Origin of the sequence: Thermoplasma acidophilum DSM 1728 (assembly GCF_000195915.1) — an archaeon.
Lineage (GTDB): Archaea > Thermoplasmatota > Thermoplasmata > Thermoplasmatales > Thermoplasmataceae > Thermoplasma > Thermoplasma acidophilum.
Genome location: NC_002578.1, coordinates 1,443,060 through 1,460,042, shown reverse-complemented (window position 1 = coordinate 1,460,042; position 16,983 = coordinate 1,443,060). Strand labels below are relative to the sequence as shown.

Below are 16,983 nucleotides of genomic sequence, written 5' to 3'. Positions count from 1 at the left end.
GGCCATGCGCAATTTCGCAATTCAATCGTGGATCATTAAATACCTATCCACTAACATACATATGTACACAGTGAAGCAGATGCCCATACTTAAATCATTGAAGAAGCTAAGGAAAATATTCCAGACTGACGATTCGAAGTCAGAATCGGGTATAGGCGTACTGATTGTCTTTATCGCGATGATCTTAGTTGCTGCTGTTGCCGCATCCGTGCTCATACACACGGCAGGGATACTGCAGCAAAAGGCATCTAGCACCGGAACAACCACCATACAACAGGTAGCCTCGGGCGTGGTCATAACCCAGATACTGGGCTATGACTATGCCAATCCGCCTGAGGCCGGTGGTATTTCCTATCTTGCAATATTCGTAACCATAAACTCAGGAGGGTCTTCGGTTGATCTTTCGAACACGACAATAACGCTGTCAGTAGGCGGAACCACTGCTGTCCTCGTTTACAATACGAGCATATTCTACGATATAGCAGGTACAGGATCTGCTAACATATTCTCCGCACCAGTGTGGTCGGAACTCTCTGCCTCCCACAAGAATCCAACGAACTTCGGCATACTTGTTGAAGCGGATCCATCGCACTCCATGACAAACCTGTATCCAGTGCTTGAAACGGGAGACGTTGCTGCACTCATAGTGAACGTGACGAACACATTCGGCACCAACATAACGCAAGGTTCAGCAGTCAGCGGACAGATAACGCCGGAGGTTGGATCTCCAGCGTTAATAGATTTCAATGCGCCGACGGCTTTCTCAACGAAGTCCATTGAGATAACCTGAAGGCCTATTGCTGGCTGAGACAAATAAAGTGTACGCCAGATGGTTAGTGCACTTTATATCCAGAATATTTTAAGAAGGGAGAAGGATTAGTCAACTGTAATGGACGATCGGATCTATCCTGCGAAGTATTCGAATACAGTAATAATTCCATTATCCACCATATCGTTCATTCTAAATGCTATGGTTCGATTTTCAGTACCTGTCCTGTTACCATTTATAATAAGCTCCATGAAGGTCGATCTATTTCAAGGATCGCTCCTGATAACGGCGTATTGGATCGGATACACCGTTTTTCAGATTCCTGGAGGGGTACTTTCTGATATTTTCGGAACAGCGGTTGTAAACAAGATCTCATTTGCCATTCTCACAATACTATTTTCGCTTCTGTATTTTTTGATCGATATATACATGGCGGTATTTCTCATACAGCTTGCCTTGGGATCGGTCTCTGCTTTAATATATGTCTCTGACGCTTCTCTTGTTCAGAAATGGAGTAGCAGATCCAAAAGATCTACTGCACTGGGCATATATCAATCTGGATTTTTCATAGGAGCATCGATTGGAGAGTATTTCATTATCTCATCATATGGGATTTCTAAATTCATGCCGTTTCTGGTGGTGATCCCTATGCTTGCGATCACCGCCATTTTAAATATAATATTTATTAGCGACCCAAAATCAACAGGAAAAAGAATTGGAATTTCCAGAAAAATACTGTTTCCTGCTATTTTGCGATTTTCAGCAGGATTTGCCTATATCGGCTTCCTTGCTATGTTCTCTTCAATACTGGTTTATGACTTCAAAGTTCCAGAGAATCAAATATTCTTCTATTCTTGGATACCCGCTTTCCTTGGAATAGTGTCATCGCCTCTGGGCGGTGCTGCTTCAGCAAGAATAAGAAATGGCAGGTTACTTCTTGCGGCCCTTCCCGTATTGGCCATAGCTATTTTTATGCTGGCGATTCTGTACGTGAACTTCAGGATAGCCATTTTTCTATCTGCAATGCTTGGTCTCCTATATGGGTTCTATGCTGGTCCGTCCATGTCCATGGCATCTGATGTCTCATCAAGTGACGCTAGCCTGTCTTCTTCCAGTTCAATACTGAACCTCAGTTCTCAGAGCGGCGGGATGATATCGCCGGCAATAATGGGATATTCGTATTCGGTTTATGGATCATTCGCTATAGGTATGGTTGCCGTCTCTGTAATTTCTATGGCTTTAGTGCTGACATCTGTCTTCTATCTCGCTAAATATGGAATCACCTGAATGCGATTCTAATATATGATATTAAAATGGTATTAATTTATTATAAAAATTATTATAATTCCAAGAAAAATTTATATATATAATACTTCATATACATATATGGCTGAAACTAAACAGCTATCTGATGAAGATCAGGTAAAAGACATAATAGCCAGAGCCAACAGGATACCTGTGTGGTCCCTTCCGACGGCCTTTCTTGCCATAATAGGCATAGGCTATTTCTTCACATTCTACGATATATCTGATATTGGACTTGCAATGCCCGCCATAGCCAAGCAGTTTGATATAGGTACGTCATTAAGTCTTTTCATAGCCTTATCCGTTGGCCTCATTGGCTATGGGATTGGATCATACATAATAGGATCATTGGCAGATATTTATGGTCGATACAGATCGATGATCCTTACGATGGGGCTAACTGCGCTTGGCTCTTTTGGGGACGCCATATCTGTGAACGTTCCAGAACTCACCATATTCAGGTTTATAACTGGTCTAGGTCTAGGGGCAGATCTTAATCTCGTTTCAAGTTATGTGAGCGAGTTCGCTCCACCTTCCATAAGAGGGAAGATCACAGTCTATACGTTCTTGATAGGTATCTTGGGTCAAGCGATAACTCCTTTTGTTGGCCTATCACTGGTGCCGGTATATTACAATGGCTGGCGCTATCTGTTCGGTATCGGGGCCGTCATAGCCTTCATTGCCCTGATATTGAGGTTTGAATTGCCGGAATCGCCAAGGTGGCTGGCAGCAAAGGCCCATAATCTGGAAAAGGCCAGGAAAGTACTGGAAATGATGGAAGCTACAGCCGTCAAGAAGATAGGAAAGCTGCCAGACCCGAAACCAGAAGAGGTGGTTTTAGAGGAGCCAAAGTTTCCAACTCTCTATCTTTTCAGGAGACCTTATTCGACAAGGCTTGGGTTGCTTGTAGTGATGTGGTTCTTCTGGTATATTGGAAATTATGCTTTCCTTGGGGATTCGGCGGCCATTCTTGCTTCAGCAGGCTTTTCCATCTCTTCGTCAATACTATATCTGGCTGTGGGTGCAATTGGATATCCAGTGGGTGCAGCCATAATGGTTGTTTCTGCTGACAGATTCGAACGTAAGTACGTCATATTTGCAGATACGGTTGTATGGTTTATCGGCCTCATGCTTTTCTCTGCTAAGATAAGTGCATTCATCTTTGCTGGATCTTTCCTCGCTTCTATGGCACTGGGCATGTACCTCCAGGTTGCATACACTTACACGGCTGAAAATTATCCAACAAGGGCAAGATCCTCCGGTTTTGCATTGACAGATGGCATTGGACATGTGGGTGGTGCGTTCGGGGCACTGTTACTGCCGGTTCTTGTTGCTTCTTACTCCTTCGCTTTCGGTTTCAGGTTCATTGCTATCACAGGGCTTATCGCCGGCATACTGGCTATGTTAGGGCCAAAGACATCCAACAGGACACTGGAAGCTATTTCGGCCTAAATTCATTCTAATATCTTTTTTTTGATCGTATGCCTCAAATTTTCTCTGTAATATGCCATATGAGATTCTGTATCATTGAAATGCTGTTTAGTTTCAAGAGGAAAGTTTGATAACAAAACTATTTATAATATTCAGCAATTCCTAATTTATAATGACTATTGATTACTCAAGGAAGTATTTTGTATTATCGATAACCACGCTGGGTTCGCTGATGGCCGCCATAGACTCCACCATAGTGTTTCTTGCGCTGCCGGCTATGGGCCACTATTTCTCATCCTCGGTATCCTATCTCACATGGATCGTCGTTGCGTACATAATATCGGCCACGATATTCATGATACCGAGCGCTGACATAATGCGCAAGATAGGGAAGAAGCAACTTTACCTGATAGGCTTTGTTATATTTGCGCTGTCATCGCTAGTCATAGCGTTATCAAGCAATGTCATCATGGCCATCATCTTCAGGTTCATAGAGGGCATAGGGGCTGGATTCCTGAGCGCGGTTGGCATACCAATACTTCTTGACGCCTTTCCGCCGCAGGAAAGGGGAAGGGCAGTGGGCATAAACTCAATATCATGGGCAATAGGGACTCTGGTTGGCCCAGTTCTTGGCGGATACCTCGTACTCTATGACTGGAGGTACGTATTCCTGATAAACGTGCCAATAGGAATAATCGCAGCAATACTTGGCCTGGCAAGGATACCGCATTATCCCAAGGAGAATGCGCAGAAGTACGACCCCATTCCGCTCATAGGGCTGATAGCTTTTCTGCTGCCGCTAACCGTGGGCATATCTTTCATAAACGTGTACTTCCTCGTGGCCTCTGCCATCATATTCCCATTCTTCATTATGGCGCAGAGAAGAAACCCCATAATTCCGTCCGTTCTCCTGAAAAACAGGAACTACGTAAGGGTCTCGATATCATCGACTCTTCAGGCACTTTCATTCTTTGGTGTTCTCTATGCACTGAGCCTTTATCTGCAGATATCCAGGGGCATGTCATCGCTTTCAGCTTCGCTCTACCTCTTCACATACCCGCTGGCATCTATGATAGCCAACCCAGTAAGCGGATTTCTCTTCGACAGGACCGGCAAAGGAGCACACCTCCTCGTCATCGGCCTGGTCATGCAGGCATTTGGCATATTCATGGTCGCATACACGATGACCCTTATACCCATTTACCTCTTCATAGCCGGTTTCGGAGGTTCGCTGTTCTGGGCTCCATCAACAACAATGGTGGTGGATGCTGCAGGCCCGAAATTCAGGGGAATAGCTAACAGTTCGCTCTTCACGCTCAGGAACATGTCGTTGATACTCGGCATCTCCGTCTTTCCAATATTTGTTTCTGCATTTTCGCATGTGAAATCCTCATCGATCATCATAACCGCGTTCGGAGCTAACCTTTCTGCGAGCACATCATACTATCTCATAACGGTGTCTTTGCTTTCCGTGCTTGCCATAATACCAATAGTTGGTTTTCTGCGTTCGAAGCGAGAATCAATAGAATCCAAAGCGGAGATCCCCGGATAAGATCCAGCATTCTTATGGGATAAAAATAAAATATATTTCAGCGTAGCAAAAAAGTTTTAAATCATTGTTTCATGGTTTCATGATGACAGATATCAAGAAGAGTATTGTTGTTCTTGTAACGTTGATCTTTATTACAACGCTGTTTTTTGCGGTCTCAGCAGCGCCAGTACATGCCACAACGCCCGCGGTGCAGGCATCATCATATGTTAATGCCACGCAGCAATCGCAGATGTACAGTTCCGTCATGCAGAAATTGGAATCGCGCGGCATAAGCCCAAAGTATGCGTATCTGCCTGACTTCAATGCGCAGAGGATCGTGCATAAAGGCAATACAGTGTCACCAACATACGCCACAACGCCCGCTCCCATGGGCATAGGCGACATAGGCCTGAAGTACTTAAACGGACAGACATTACCATACGAGATAAACTTCACAAGCACAGAAGCGAGCGTAACAATTGACAATCTCAGCGACTTCTATCTGCTCAATGATGGGCCCCATTCCGTAACTATACAGCTGAACTCTGTGCTAACCAACGTATCCATACTCGGTAACTCATCTTACTCGTTCTGGACCCAGAATGTTGTATTCTATTCAGCAAGGACGCATCAGATCACCTTCATAGACAACGTATGGAACTTCTCAAGCCCGGCCTTCAACATGACGACGAATGCGCTTCATGGAAATGGTATACTGGTACCATATGTATTCTATTACGATATCGGGCCGACGTTCAACGTTACCTATCCGTTCACCGTGGATCTATATCTGAATTCAACGGTCATAAACGGAAATTCAGCAGTATACTTCAATTACAGCGTTTTCACTTCTGGAAAGGTGTATTCCGGTAGTTATGATACCGTGATATTCAACTCCACAGGGCATCCAGGATACAGGGCCCCCCAGCCAGAATACCAGATAGATGGTTACGGATACGATGCCACGGGTTATCTGATTAACGATGCAGAGGTGATGATAGGCGGCCCTGGTGGTGGCAGCACAACTTCTATTTACAGTATCAATGCCACTATGCATCTGTACTATCTCAATTCGACAACAGGTACGTATCAGACTGTGCCATCTGCCTTCGACATAGCTGCGGATACAGGCGAGACCAGTGAAGGCGTCGCCGTATCATGGTCTCATGGACCGGACGGATACTACGCAAAGCTAACTGCAGGGCCTTCCTTCATATATGGAATGTGGAACATGAGCTCTGTGAATAACATGGAACACTTCTCCGGAAGCATAAGCCCAAGCAATGCCTTCATCTTCGCATCTCCAGACGAGATGAATCTCTCCACTGCAGCCTGGGTACCAACATCGGCGTCTGGCCATTTCAGCTTCACCCTGCCGGAAGGTACGTATGCATATGAGGCGCTGATGAGTTACTATGCGCCAGCATCTGGATATCTCGGATCCGATACAGTGATAAGCCTGCTTAAGGATCCGACCATGGGCATCTACACACCACTCTTCGCCTTTAACAATCAGCAGCTTGCCAATATATCCGTATCTGGAACTGGATCCTCTGCGAACCCGTATGTAGTTGAGAACCAGCAGTACATGCCTATAAATCCGCTCTTCGATGAATTCAATGATTTCGTATTCCCCGTATTCCCCGGCGTCATGATAGCCAACACCAACGCATCGGTAAACCTGATCTCAATGCCTTCATTTTATATGCAGTATGCAGGCTACCAGGTTCAGATCCTGAAGAATCTCAAACTTCCAACATACAACTACCTGCCATTTGAATTCTACAACACGTCAAATCTCTCGCTGTGGAAAGATCAGTTCATATCGGGCTGGTTTGCATATTTCCTGAGCGGATTTCCGGATGCAAACGTAATCATGTGGAACTCCACCCATGATCTGATAGGATCGAACACATTCTACTCTATGGATTCCTCGCTTCTGGTCTTCGGCGGATCGAACAACGTGGTATGGGGCAACTACTTCCTACAAAGCCCGATAACGAAGACGAAGGAGTTCGAGTACATCAACACCAATGGTGCACCATTCGGCGTATCTATGTACAGCAGTGGAAACCTGGTGTACAACAACGAGTTCAAGGTCTATATAACTGCGTACAGCCCGGATTATAGCATATACACAGGATTACCTGCATTGTACATCGACGAATGGAATATAAGCCTGCAGCCGGCTTTTATAGCGCACAGCTTTAACGGCTTCACGCTCTCTGGAAGCATAATAGGGACATTCTATCAGGGAGGAAACTACTGGTGGAACTTCAATGGCACGATACCTTACAACGATAACGGCCTGATCTATTACGGTGGAGACTATGTACCCCTGGTTCATGGATTCCCGTTCTATCTCTTCAGAGAATATATGTTCTTCTGAAGCTTTAAAAAATTTTATAACTTTTGATTTTATATTATTTTACTGAATTTTAATTCTGCCATTTGCTGGATACTGATACGATCACGTTCGTGAATTGTATGCATGAATATATATGTGAAATGGATAGCTACCCGAAGATGAACACGGAGATCATAAACTTTGAAAGCGATGCACTGAGGGACAACTATTTAGGGGACGAGTTTCGAAGGCAGATACTTGTATACACACCGGACAGTATGACGGATTCCTATCCGCTGATGATAGAACTTGCCGGAACCAATTGGAAGCCGAGACTGCACAACAAATTTGCCAATATAGTTGAAAAGCTGTTCTCCCAAGGTCTCAAAGCTGTAATAGCGAATCCGAACTTTTCGACAAAATATAACATTAATCAGTACATAAATTCACCCGCCGTAGGCAACTACGAGGATTTCATAATAACTGAGATTGTACCGTACCTCAGAGAAAGGTACAGGACAGGAAAGACAGCATTATTTGGCAAGTCATCAGGTGGTTTCGGATCCTATACCCTCGCTGTCAGGCATCCCGAAGTTATAAACGGTTTTGCCGACCATTTTGGTGATAGCTGCTTCTTTTACCTGTACGCAGATGATTTCGCGTACACATACAATATGCTGCAGAAATACAAGAAAAGCGAACTTATAGAACATCTGCTGTCGAAGAGGCCTACAGATGAGGAAATGAGAGCGCTCAATGTCTTCGGAAGCTCTGCATTCTATTCCCCAGACCTGAACGATCCAAGCGGTTTTGATCTTCCCTTCGATGAGAATACCGGTGAAATAAAGGAAAATGTGTGGTCAAGATGGAAACAGCTTGATCCCGTTAAAAATGTAAAGCAGAATCTTGATGCTCTGAAAAAATTGGATGCCGTGTATTTGGATGTAGGAGATTCCGATGAATACAGACTATACATAGGATCCAGATCTCTTCATAATAAGCTCCTGGAAGGTGGAATAGAGCATCATTACGAGGAGTTCCATGGTGGGCATTTCGGCAATTCTGAACGTTATCTCGTTTCCCTGCCCTATCTCTATGATGCGTTGAGAGTGAAGGAATAGAATCATGATTGATAAAATATCGGAAAGGACCCCCAAAGGCTTCGGTTCAATTCTTATGCTAATAGCTGGATGCATCGTCCTTGGATCAAGCTTTTGGAAGGTTTATTTAATCGTAGGACAGTCAAAAAGATTTATAGATGAATACTATTAAGGTTTAGAAGGGCCGGTAGATCAGAGGTAGATCGCTTCCTTGGCATGGAAGAGGCCAGGGGTTCAAATCCCCTCCGGTCCATTATGGATTAAGCATTCGCGTTACTCTCGATCTTTAGGTATTTCTAAGATCTTATCTTTGGGCGTCAGGTTTGCATGCTTTGCAAGGTACTGGATCTTCCTCATTGTTTATTTTACCATAGATCTGGCCATCTTGCCGTGGAACCAATCTTCGAAGGCATATGAATCGATCGCCAGTGCACAACACTAGTATAATTGCAATTTTCATCTTTGTATACTTCGATAATGCGATCAGTATTTAGGGCGAACCTGCTGCAGGATTATTTATAATTCATTGTCTCACCCTCATCACCAGAATAACGGCTAGATTTCCTTGCATGGGGAGCACTTTGTCCTTATCAAAACAATTCTATCCTCCTCCAGATATAAATGCTCCTCGAGTATGTCAAAAAGGCGCCGGTATGGACCAACTATTTTTTTAGAGAATCGAATTCTTGGCGTGTTCCTTCCTTGATAATCAGCATGTCATTGAAAACGAAAAAGCTAATTCCATAACCCCAGTTTTCATGGAAGTGCCTTCGTTCGAGTCCTTTGCAATGGTTATCATGTTTCTAGGAACGTAGATTCTAATTTCATCGAACTCTCAATCGAAATAAAATTTTATAGTATGTATTATATTAATTACTTTATATTAGTGTAAAACATCAATCAATATAAATGTATTTATTTTACATTAATGTAAAACGAAAGTACCATAGAATTAAAATGCTTAAATTCTTTATATTCTACATAAATGGATACTCAAGATCCATTAAGTCAGAAATATGCAATTTCAATGCTATTTTTTCTGCTAGATAGAGGTAATGTTAAACAGTTTGAGCTATTGAAAATCATATCTAGCAATATGACTATCGAAAAGCTCAGTAAAATTCTGGAAGAAGCCGGCTTAATCAATATAAAAAGAGAATTTACCGGACGCAAATCTTACTCTTTTTCATTAACACCTAAAGGTCGCCTCGTCGCAGAACAACTAAAGAAAGCTGAGGAAATTGCACAAAAGCCTTCAGCTGAGATTGAAGAATCGGTAGAGAAGATAGAACTATTACTGGCCAACGAGGAAGCAGAAAGAATCAGGGAGTGGTCATTCCTTCTCCATATAAACATCATGGATGATCATATCACCGAAGAGATTTCAGGAAAATCGCCTAGGTTTTTCAACATTTACATCAAGAGGAACGGAAATGGCGAATTTCTTCTCTGGTGTGAGCAGGACAATTCCTATGACTGCTGGCACGTCAAAGCGGCGTGGACGTATCCGGAGGTCCAGAAGATGATGATGCATTATAAAGGGAAGGTTAAAATATGTCATATTTGCGGATATGAAAATGCAGAGGAAGGAAAATTCTGCACGAATTGTGGGACAAAATTAGAATGAAGAGGCAAATATGAAAGCTAATGCTATTGCATCAGACATAAAAATATCCAAAAGAGATCTTGAAGTTGCTGCTTTAGCTGTAATAGGAACAGTAGCCTATATACATTATCTGTGGTCATTCGTACTGAAAATCACATCACCAATTCTGATTGCCAGAGGTATATTTGAAACCACATACTCTGTATTAAGTATAGGTCTTGCGAAATACGTTAGGATCTACTACCCTCTTGGTATAGCTTCATCCTTCACAGGAGCTGCACTAACTGTTATCAAATTACATCTCTATGAGTCTGAGATATTTTCTATTATAAACATAGTTTTCGATATTTTTTCTGTGCCTGTTTGCGCTTTTTTATTCATAAAAAATATGGAGGTGATAAATTGGCATTGAGATGTGGAATTCTTATGCAATTGAAAAAAATAAAAATGCGTAAGCGAGAATGGTATAGACGCGCACTTTGCGATATAATAAGGCGATGTAAAATGGAGAAAAAAGAGATAGAGTTTGAGCTTAAGAGGGAAACGAAGAATACAAACAGATTTCAGGAGAATAATACTGGCTCGACTGTAATAGATACCCTATATGCTCAGAAATCTGTATTGAGATCTAAGGAGTCAAAGAAACTGAGGGTGAGGGTCGAATGGGAATAAAATTTAGGCCTGAAGAAAAGAGCGAAAGCTACGTCGGTTTTTCAAAGGCTTCGGATAAACTTCCCCTTTCTTATTTGAGGTGCGATCAGAATGTATGAGAGAACAAAGAGCTATAGTAGCATTACGGAATTTATCAAATCAAAGATGCCTGGAGGATCTTATGGATGCGTCAAGATGGCTGAGGATACCTTAAACCGTACTGGCCATATACCCACCGTCACCAATATTGCAAGAGGTGCAGGATACTGTGCTTATTATGCGAGGCTATCTGAGGCAATAGGCATAAGGAGATTTTTCGATTATTCTATTGACCACTATAGCGGAAAGGGAAAAACAATCCATAAAATTCTTGGGCTTTCGGCTTTAAAGTTATTGCCTGGATCTCCTAATGAAGAAACGATCCGAAATACGGTGAAAGAAGTAGTGAGCGAAAATCAAGAACTCTTCGAAAATGACAAAAGCTTTAAAGAAAGTAGAGAGGGCGTACAGGATCTTGCAGTCTTTCTGCTGAATAGCCTTATATCTAATCTTGACAGAATATGCAGACTTCTTGGTGTTGATAAGGAAGAAATTTACCCAATTGTAGAGCAGCAGCTTATAGATTATGACCTCCATATGCGTGGAATACCCGATCTAATACTTGAGTCTATGGAAAAGAAGAAAGCAATTGTCGTCGAGTGGAAAACATATGGACAGAATGAAATGAAATACGAAGAGGCCCAGGCCATAGCCTACTCATTATTAGAGGCTTCAAGATTGGGATTAAATGATCGTAAGGCAGCAGTCTTAGGTGATAGGATATCTCGTAATATCGATGTTATACCAGTTGTCATTAAAGCCAATATCAAGGCATCATTAGGACCGCATCCGTTCTTGGCAGATGATTTCTCAGAAGAATCTTATAGGGATTTCTCTTATCTCGTTGACGATGTCATCTTAGAAGCGGAGCATCTCACCTTATTGGTTTCCGATACAAGAAGTTTTGGTGGTGGTAACAATAAACTCTGCTATACCGATATGAGCTGGGGAGGAAAGCATTACAAAGTGAATATGTTAAGGTTGACGCCCGACCAGCTATTCAAAGGAAGCCCATCTAAACAGGAAAAATGGCCTTGCAGAACAAAGAATGGCAACTCATTCTGCAATCTCATGGAACCATGTAAGTTTTACTTTGGGAGACCCCTGTATGAACAGGATGATGTAGAACGTGATATGTGGCTATTGCGATTTAAGGTCTTCGAGAACAAAGAAAGGTCACTCTCCGTATACAGAGCAATATATGACATATTCAAATTGTACAGAAATTCCTCTTATGAGGAGGATGCGATGACCCATTTTCGTAAAGGTAGAGGGTTCTTGTACTCCCCAGGAGATTTCCCGACGAAAATAAACGACGCCCCGCTGATACAGATCAAGAATTACGAGAAGTCAAGAGTAGAATTACTGGATAAATTAGAAATTCCAGATTCTCGTAGCCTACAACTTAGAGGAATCAGAAAGCTAAGGAATTTTGAAAAGGACAACAAAATAAGCTTCGTAGTGCCATCTGGTAGGACGGTTCTTTTGACTATTATGGACTCATGGAATCCACTCCTCTCCATATCCATGTTCGGCATAATTTTTGAGGTTGATTCCTCAGAGGACCAGATAGAGTATGATATCCGCATTCCTTCCACGATACTCGATTTCCAAATGATAATATTCATGTCGTATCTCAATGTCAAGAAACCAACTAATATCCTCATGTTCGAGGTTGGAGTCGATCTGACTCAAATGGAGCTCAATAGTATTAACGAACTGCAAAGAACTTTGAAGAAAAGGGAAAACGAAGGTGAACTGAAATTGAATAAAGACGAATTGGAAAAGGAAAGCAAAACGGAAGAACAATTGATAGAATCAGAAGGAAAGGAGATTGAGAAAGAAGGGATAGAGTATGCAGAGTCTGAAGGCCTTTTGGAGACCCTAGCAAGTTTGGTCAAAAGGAGTGCGAAGAAAGATGAAGGTAAACCTATCTGATGAGATAAAGAAAATAGAAAACCAGCCATTATCCGGCAAAAATAACATTGAACTCGATTCCTGGAAAAAGGCTATTAATGTCATTTCAAAGAATATGGATAATGGAAGAATTGGGATTGTGCAGGGACCACCAGGGACAGGTAAAACCACGATATATGCAAATGCATTTTCCAGATACTTTGATAAACTAGGTGACGGGAATATAATAGTATATATCGCACCAACGAACGAGTTAGTCTACGACATGTTCAAAAAGGTAGGTTCTGAATACGCCAAAAGAGGGGCAATAGACAGAATATCTCACGAGGTAAGGGTATATGGTTCGATATTCGATCAGGACCCAAGTATTAGATCTATAAGGGAACCGCCTAGTATGGAGACAAAAATTGTCTTGATGACCAACTATCAAAGATTATACCCAGGCAACAACAGGTTCAACTACAATGTAATGATAGACGAAGCAAGTAAGTCTCCATTACATACTGCATTTATCGGATTGGCTAACCAACTAGCTAAGGATGAACTGGATGGGTCCATAAGCATAGTCGGAGACCCAATGCAGGCTATCAGTCTTGGACCATACCAAGGGAGCGCCAGAAGAATGCTGATAATGAGTTACCTACTTGCACCGATGTTGAACCATTCAAGCAGAGATTTAAATGATAGAGAATTGTTAGCAGAGGCTAAGAGATCAGCTATAAGAGGTAGCTCTTTTGAATTTCTGGAAGTTACTCTGAGAATGCCATCCCCATCGGAAGAGGCAATAAGTAAGGGCTTTTATGATAATGACCTTAGAGCGTATAGGTCAGCTAGCCAGATACTACATAGCAACTATGAGGCTAACAAGTTAAGAGAATTAGCTACAGAGAAAGAACAAATGAGAAAAATCACAGAAAAAGTAGAAGAGTTAATTTCGACCGGGAGATGCATCCTCTATGAAAGAGTGAATGAGAAAAAGAGCTATGATTCAAATTATTATAGAAAATATGGCCTTACGTATGATCCAACAAGGGCAGAATTAGGCATAGAAACGGCGATTGCACTAGCTGCAGGTACGGGTAAGCATACGACTGTGATAACTACCTATGTTGATCAGCAGATCCAAATGGATCTCCTTATGAGACGGAAGTATGGATATATTTTGGAAAAATATGGCATTCGGGATCAAATATCGTTCTCAACAACACAGTCATTTCTGGGTGCAGAAGACGATAACATTGTAGCAGTGCTCGGAAAAGAATATTCCATATCTACTTACACTCAGAATTACTCCACATCAACATACAATGAGGGTGATCCATCCACCATTTATTTCAATGAGCCGGAAGTGCTAAATGTACAGTTATCAAGACACAAAATGTTGTTGGCCATCATCGGAAATCTTTCCATTCTTGCGTCTCAGGCCGCAAAGCAAGACCAATCTATGGGTTTATCAAGGTTTTCACCATTGCGCATCACTGCCGATCATTTGCTACAACAGTCGGGGTTTGAGAAACAAGGAAGCAGATATCTCCCCAAGCGTTCATCGGGTGACGCTGTGTTCATGGTCTTCGACGATAATTGAGATGTTATGGGGTTAAAATAGGAGTTATAGATGAATGGAAAAGACTTAGTTGAGCTGATCAAGGTCCCCTTTTTTGATTATTTTTATTCTCACGTCCTTCGCATTTCTGAGGAATATGGTCCTAAGATACTGAACGTTTCCTATAGATATTTTATGGTGTTGATACCAGGGGACGAAAAATTTGGTATTCTGAAGATGGCCTCGAATGATAAATACACAAGAATTATGGAACAGACCAGCATAGATCATCCATTATTCATGACCACTTTACACGAACGTGGATATCAGCGATATATAAGTGGAGGTGACCCAGAGAATATAGATCTTCCCAAGACTTACCTAGACGAATATAAGTTCCTCAGGAATATTTGGCTTTCTCTTTATAGACCTACATTTGAGCTTGCGGTTGGAAACAGAATAAGGTTTAACTTAAAAGCGTCTGAAATGAATATACCTATCTCATCGTCAAGAACGGCAACTGAACGATATAATATAAGCATGAATCTAATTCCTGTTATGATCAAGCCTAAGGCTTTGAATAATTATATATCGTTTTACCCAAGGAATTACGGAAAGTCACCACCAAAATTCTATTCGGTAAACTGCAGCACCTTCAGGCTGACCTCAAATGAAGAGTTGCAGGAAATACCAATAACGATCGCTTTTAATGAGAAGGATTTCTCTAATTATATGGGTAGACTGGATCAGGAATTTTACTTTTTTAAGCTGGCATCAGTATCTAGTAGAACCTTTGGTGACTTAATCGAGCCAGATTATAACATAGTATTGGAGGTATTACCTATTAACCCGTATTTGCTCAGCATCCACTATAGCACCATGTCAAAAAAGGAAAACCCGTTTTTAATAGATAGATTACTAAGAAGATCCATAGAACTGAAATTATTAGAGGTAATCGGAGAAGACACTGACTATTGGTCCAACAAGACTATAGAATCATATGGCATGGCCAGTATCGAGTCACTTGATTTTGGTATACATGTGAGATTCGTAAAATTCAAGGTTTTCTCCAAATTAATCTCCCTTTACATCAATGGCGAAAATAAGTCTTTCGTCGAGAGTTTTCTTAAATCCCAAGATAAAATCAGGTTTTTGAATCTACTATATGAAGCTATGAAAAATAAATCGCTATTTCTTCCCACGGGGGAACTTATACCTACATCAATAAAAACGATGATAAATGATCTTATGAGAGAAGATCCTCTATCCGATTCAACAGCGTGATCAGAGGATTCTCAAGCTTGGTATCTAGCAGAATGTATGCTTTATCGTTGGCGCAGTTCCGTTTGACGTCTATCAGAGCACGCAAAGCCAATTCCTTGTATTTTTGAATGTTTCTGATCTTATCAATTGGAATATATCTGAACCTTGGTATATTAGGATCGTATTTCTTTATCAATGCTGTAGCTTCCTTTGGATCCAAATTGAATAAAATATCTCTAATAGACTTCCCCTCCAGCAAATTAATATCTAACCCATAGAGCTTTACGTTGGACAAGTCCTCTGCTAGGGCTATTGACTTCAGCATAAGCGCTCTACCAGCAGCATTCAGAGGCCCAAGCTTGCTGTAACCTGTATTCTTCTTGATTCTTAGATAGGGCAAGTCGGAGAATTTTCTATACAATATCCTTACCGCCTCAAAGTATTCTAGGCCTCCACCAAGAGATTGAAGCCCCCACTGTACACTTGCAAGGGTGCAATGCCAGCATCCATACCTAACCTTTGGATTTGGATAAAGCATAAAAATCGGCGAAATGTTGATACCACCCGTATTACGATATAGCGTCAGAAAAGACCATACATCCCCATCTGTCCAGTCCCGCATCGGCGCCACCTTATTACCTTTGCCTTCAGTAGAGTAATAGTATGCCATGCAACCCCCAGGGCTAGCGCTGCAAGAATTACCATATTTTTTCCTCATTAGAATTCTGCGTTCAGAAGATTCTGCTTCTCTGAGGCCTGTGAACATTGTTTCCTCTATCGAATCTAAATTTGCGGGCTTTTCCTTTAATAAATGTACGCACCACCTGAAATTGAACGAAGGAGCAGGGTATCCTCTTATTAACATCCTCCAATAAAATGTATCGATTACTTTTGGTGTTCTTATATCTATATTTATCTTGACCCTCCCTTCGGTAATATCCTCTATCTCGGTCTTGTAAGAAGTCATAAAATTCCTTGCCCAGTTTTCCATAGGATCGATTTCACTTGAAGTATCATTATGTAACAGCGTGATGGTACATTCGATGTCATGTCTGATCTTTAGCCATTCATAGAACAAAATGGCCAAGGTAGTAGAATCTTTTCCGCCAGAAAAAGCAAAAGTTACTTTTTCCCCATTTCTAATGGTCTTATTGAACAGATCGAAAACCATGTCCACCTTCTCATTTTGGAGAGAGAGATAAGGCAATTGGAAATTTTCAGCCATTGCTTAGATATTTAGACCGTTTATATAATAATTTTTTAAGCTAAATAGGAATTGAATCAGAATTGCTTTATTATAGCTAAGGCTTCAAAAAATAATCGAAGATGAAAGAAGACCGGTAATTTTGTATAGTAGAATCATGCATAGATCATGATAAGATGTCTTACATTTCGCTAGTAGTCAGACAAACATCGAACAT

At 41.6% G+C, this 16,983-nt stretch carries 13 protein-coding genes and 1 tRNA gene; 13 read left to right on the top strand and 1 reads right to left on the bottom strand.

Annotated elements, in window-relative coordinates; translation table 11 throughout:
• Positions 1-79: 79 nt before the first annotated feature.
• The 13 genes from TA_RS07285 to TA_RS07225 all read left to right on the top strand — a co-directional run bounded on the left by TA_RS07285 (position 80) and on the right by TA_RS07225 (position 15,583).
• Positions 80-790, top strand: a complete 711-nt coding sequence (locus TA_RS07285) for a flagellin (protein ID WP_277770708.1) — start codon at positions 80-82, stop codon at positions 788-790.
• A 180-nt stretch (positions 791-970) separates the two neighbouring features.
• Positions 971-2,056, top strand: a complete 1,086-nt coding sequence (locus tag TA_RS07280; protein ID WP_162053271.1) for an MFS transporter — start codon at positions 971-973, stop codon at positions 2,054-2,056.
• A gap of 99 nt (positions 2,057-2,155) precedes the next feature.
• Complete coding sequence (locus tag TA_RS07275) at positions 2,156-3,526, top strand: MFS transporter (protein WP_010901810.1); 1,371 nt, start codon at positions 2,156-2,158, stop codon at positions 3,524-3,526.
• 151 nt (positions 3,527-3,677) lie between these two features.
• The gene (locus TA_RS07270; RefSeq protein ID WP_010901809.1) at positions 3,678-5,057 is read left to right on the top strand and encodes an MFS transporter; all 1,380 of its coding nucleotides are present in this window, start codon (positions 3,678-3,680) and stop codon (positions 5,055-5,057) included.
• Positions 5,058-5,136: 79 nt separating this feature from the next.
• Entirely contained in the window at positions 5,137-7,425 is a 2,289-nt protein-coding gene (locus TA_RS07265; protein ID WP_241761834.1) for a thermopsin, read from the top strand.
• Between the two features lie 137 nt (positions 7,426-7,562).
• Positions 7,563-8,504, top strand: a complete 942-nt coding sequence (locus TA_RS07260; protein ID WP_048162430.1) for an alpha/beta hydrolase — start codon at positions 7,563-7,565, stop codon at positions 8,502-8,504.
• Positions 8,505-8,664: 160 nt separating this feature from the next.
• Positions 8,665-8,736 (top strand) — tRNA-Ala (locus TA_RS07255).
• Between the two features lie 732 nt (positions 8,737-9,468).
• Positions 9,469-10,110 carry a hypothetical protein gene (locus TA_RS07250; protein ID WP_010901806.1) on the top strand — a complete coding sequence of 214 codons (642 nt, stop codon included), beginning with the start codon at positions 9,469-9,471 and terminating at the stop codon, positions 10,108-10,110.
• A 10-nt stretch (positions 10,111-10,120) separates the two neighbouring features.
• On the top strand, positions 10,121-10,501 hold the full coding sequence (locus TA_RS07245; protein ID WP_010901805.1) for a hypothetical protein: 381 nt from the start codon (positions 10,121-10,123) through the stop codon (positions 10,499-10,501).
• Positions 10,502-10,593: 92 nt separating this feature from the next.
• On the top strand, positions 10,594-10,761 hold the full coding sequence (locus TA_RS07240) for a hypothetical protein (RefSeq protein WP_156778552.1): 168 nt from the start codon (positions 10,594-10,596) through the stop codon (positions 10,759-10,761).
• A gap of 90 nt (positions 10,762-10,851) precedes the next feature.
• Positions 10,852-12,777, top strand: coding sequence for a PD-(D/E)XK nuclease family protein (locus TA_RS07235; protein WP_156778551.1), 1,926 nt, complete (start codon positions 10,852-10,854; stop codon positions 12,775-12,777).
• Positions 12,758-14,341, top strand: a complete 1,584-nt coding sequence (locus TA_RS07230; protein ID WP_048162117.1) for an AAA family ATPase — start codon at positions 12,758-12,760, stop codon at positions 14,339-14,341. The genes TA_RS07235 and TA_RS07230 overlap by 20 nt, the downstream gene beginning before the upstream one ends.
• Positions 14,342-14,371: 30 nt before the next feature.
• Positions 14,372-15,583: a hypothetical protein gene (locus TA_RS07225; RefSeq protein WP_010901802.1), complete on the top strand. Its 1,212-nt coding sequence runs from the start codon at positions 14,372-14,374 to the stop codon at positions 15,581-15,583.
• Here the strand turns inward: TA_RS07225 and TA_RS07220 are convergent.
• Complete coding sequence (locus tag TA_RS07220) at positions 15,546-16,787, bottom strand: phosphoadenosine phosphosulfate reductase domain-containing protein (RefSeq protein WP_010901801.1); 1,242 nt, start codon at positions 16,785-16,787, stop codon at positions 15,546-15,548. The two genes, TA_RS07225 and TA_RS07220, sit on opposite strands and share 38 nt — an antisense overlap.
• Positions 16,788-16,983: the final 196 nt, after the last annotated feature.

Bases quoted from the DNA above. Each gene is read 5' to 3' on its own strand.
- TA_RS07285 (WP_277770708.1), top strand. From the start codon at position 80: ATGCCCATACTTAAATCATTGAAGAAGCTAAGGAAAATATTCCAGACT.
- TA_RS07280 (WP_162053271.1), top strand. From the start codon at position 971: ATGGTTCGATTTTCAGTACCTGTCCTGTTACCATTTATAATAAGCTCC.
- TA_RS07275 (WP_010901810.1), top strand. From the start codon at position 2,156: ATGGCTGAAACTAAACAGCTATCTGATGAAGATCAGGTAAAAGACATA.
- TA_RS07270 (WP_010901809.1), top strand. From the start codon at position 3,678: ATGACTATTGATTACTCAAGGAAGTATTTTGTATTATCGATAACCACG.
- TA_RS07265 (WP_241761834.1), top strand. From the start codon at position 5,137: ATGATGACAGATATCAAGAAGAGTATTGTTGTTCTTGTAACGTTGATC.
- TA_RS07260 (WP_048162430.1), top strand. From the start codon at position 7,563: ATGAACACGGAGATCATAAACTTTGAAAGCGATGCACTGAGGGACAAC.
- TA_RS07250 (WP_010901806.1), top strand. From the start codon at position 9,469: ATGGATACTCAAGATCCATTAAGTCAGAAATATGCAATTTCAATGCTA.
- TA_RS07245 (WP_010901805.1), top strand. From the start codon at position 10,121: ATGAAAGCTAATGCTATTGCATCAGACATAAAAATATCCAAAAGAGAT.
- TA_RS07240 (WP_156778552.1), top strand. From the start codon at position 10,594: ATGGAGAAAAAAGAGATAGAGTTTGAGCTTAAGAGGGAAACGAAGAAT.
- TA_RS07235 (WP_156778551.1), top strand. From the start codon at position 10,852: ATGTATGAGAGAACAAAGAGCTATAGTAGCATTACGGAATTTATCAAA.
- TA_RS07230 (WP_048162117.1), top strand. From the start codon at position 12,758: ATGAAGGTAAACCTATCTGATGAGATAAAGAAAATAGAAAACCAGCCA.
- TA_RS07225 (WP_010901802.1), top strand. From the start codon at position 14,372: ATGAATGGAAAAGACTTAGTTGAGCTGATCAAGGTCCCCTTTTTTGAT.
- TA_RS07220 (WP_010901801.1), bottom strand. From the start codon at position 16,787: ATGGCTGAAAATTTCCAATTGCCTTATCTCTCTCTCCAAAATGAGAAG.